We start from the raw sequence: 1,934 nt of genomic DNA, 5'->3' as shown, positions 1-1,934 counted from the left end.
CCTTCGGGCCGGCGACGACCCGCTGATGTTCCTCAGCACCGACGAGGGACGTCGGCTGGCCCCGGTCGAGCCCGCCCCCGGAGCCGACGCCCTGCCCGTGCCCGGCGGGTACGCGCAGACCGGCTGGCCGGACACCCCCGGCATCTGGCTATCCCCGGACGGGCTCACCTGGTCCTACGTGGAGCCGCCTGAGCTGCGCTGAGTCGTCGGGGCGCCTAATCCCCGGCGGTCGGCCGGAGCACCTTGCCGGTCGGTCCTCCAGCACCTCGTCGGGAAGACCGCACGTCGTAGCCGGTCACCTCGACATGCCGCGTGAGACGGCCGCGGGCCGGACCGGTGGACGACCGGTCCGGCCCGTTGCGGCTGATCTTCCCTCAGGGAGCGGCCCGCACTTCCGGAAGGCTCAGAACTCGAAGCGGGGTGCGGTGGCGCTGAGGATCGCCGTGCGGGACGACACCGACCAGCCGCGGGCGAGGTGGTCGGCGAGGGTGGCGAGCAGCAGCGGCACGTCCCGGTCGGCGGTGTCGTGCACCGCCTCGACCACCACCAGGATGCTCGCGGTGTCGTCGCGCACCGCCGACCAGCCGCTCTGCCGGTTCGTCCAGCGCCGCGCGTGCGCCCGCCCCGCCGGGTCGGCGAAGATGACCTCGTCGGGGTCGGGGTGCTCGTGCGTGCCGCCGAAGGTCAGGTACCGCTCGTCGCCCCGGGCGTGCCGCACCTCGAGGCCCTCGCCGATCAGCGCTGCGTCGAAGATCCCGACCGGGATCGCGTACGCGACGGAGATCGCGTTGCCGAGGTCCACCAGCGGGTGAACCTCGGGCAGGCTGCCGGCGGTACGCAGCCGGCGCAGCAGCGACTCGGCGGCGCAGCGGTAGCGGGTCGGGGCCAGGCCCATCCGGGAGAAGGCCCGCCGCCACGCCTGGATCTCGGGGAAGCCGCCCTCGCTGCTGCCGGCGAGCCGCTCCCGGGCGGTGTCGTGCAGTCGCGCGAGGGGCAGTTCGGCGCGGGGCTTGCCGTCGACGCCCTCGGCGTGCAGGACGCCGGCGACGAGGGTCGGGTGCTCGGCCCACAGCCGGGGCGAGTGCTGGAAGCGCATGGTCGGTTCCTCGGTCGGTGTCGGGACGGTCAGGTGTCGGCGCGGGCCAGGAGCAGGCCGAGCGCGAGAAAGGAGCCGGCGAAGCCCCGGCGCAGCCAGTCGGTGACCCGCGGTCGGTCGAGCACGTGCCGGCGTACGGCGGCGGCGCAGAGGCCGTAGCCGCTGAAGACGACCAGGGTGGCCAGCATGAACACCGCGCTGAGCCCCAGCATCCGGGGCAGGGCGTCCGGCGCGTCCGGGGGCACGAACTGGGGCAGGAAGGCGACGAAGAAGATCGTCACCTTCGGGTTGAGCAGGTTCATCAGCACCGCCGAGCCGATCACCCGGGCTGCCGACCGGGGTGCGACCTGCGGGCGTACCGCGATCGCGTCCCGGTCCCGCAGGGTCGCCCAGGCCAGGTAGAGCAGGTAGGCCACGCCGAGGTACTTCAGCAGGTGGAAGGCGGGTGCACTGGAGCGCAGCAGCGCGGCCAGCCCGGTCACCGCCGCCGCCAGGTGCGGCACGATGCCCACCGTGCAGCCGAACGCGGCGACCAGGCTGGCCCGCCGCCCGCCGGTCAGCCCGGCGGAGAGGGTGAAGATCACCCCGGCACCGGGGGTGACGACCACGACGAGGGTGGTCACCAGGAAGGCGATGGTCACGAGGGTCCTCTCGGGTGGGGCGGGTGGTCGCCTCCCACTCTGCTGCCATCATGGTCCGATGAGCAGGGCCAAACCGAAGCCTCCCGAGAGGACCGTAACGCCGAGCGCGGCGGCGACGGGTGCGACGCCTGCCGTGGTGCCGGGGCCGCCTCCGAACGCCGGTTCGGACTTCCTGCACCTCGACGTCGCCGACGCCC

3 protein-coding genes are annotated in these 1,934 nt (G+C 74.0%); 1 reads left to right on the top strand and 2 read right to left on the bottom strand.

Annotation, left to right across the window (positions count from 1 at the left end; all coding sequences use genetic code 11):
- The coding region (locus NCC78_RS31385) for a hypothetical protein (RefSeq protein WP_250799058.1) at nucleotides 1-202 on the top strand (202 nt) is incomplete at its 5' end.
- 201 nt (nucleotides 203-403) lie between these two features.
- Here NCC78_RS31385 and NCC78_RS31380 read toward each other — a convergent pair.
- Together NCC78_RS31380 and NCC78_RS31375 are read right to left on the bottom strand one after the other, a co-directional pair.
- Nucleotides 404-1,096: a B3/B4 domain-containing protein gene (locus tag NCC78_RS31380; protein WP_250799057.1), complete on the bottom strand. Its 693-nt coding sequence runs from the start codon at nucleotides 1,094-1,096 to the stop codon at nucleotides 404-406.
- A 29-nt stretch (nucleotides 1,097-1,125) separates the two neighbouring features.
- Nucleotides 1,126-1,737: a LysE family translocator gene (locus NCC78_RS31375; protein WP_250799056.1), complete on the bottom strand. Its 612-nt coding sequence runs from the start codon at nucleotides 1,735-1,737 to the stop codon at nucleotides 1,126-1,128.
- Nucleotides 1,738-1,934 lie beyond the last annotated feature (197 nt).

It is taken from the genome of Micromonospora phytophila, assembly GCF_023656545.1.
Lineage (GTDB): Bacteria > Actinomycetota > Actinomycetes > Mycobacteriales > Micromonosporaceae > Micromonospora > Micromonospora phytophila.
Note: the sequence above shows the minus strand (reverse complement) of the source record. Positions and strands in the feature narration are given on the sequence as shown.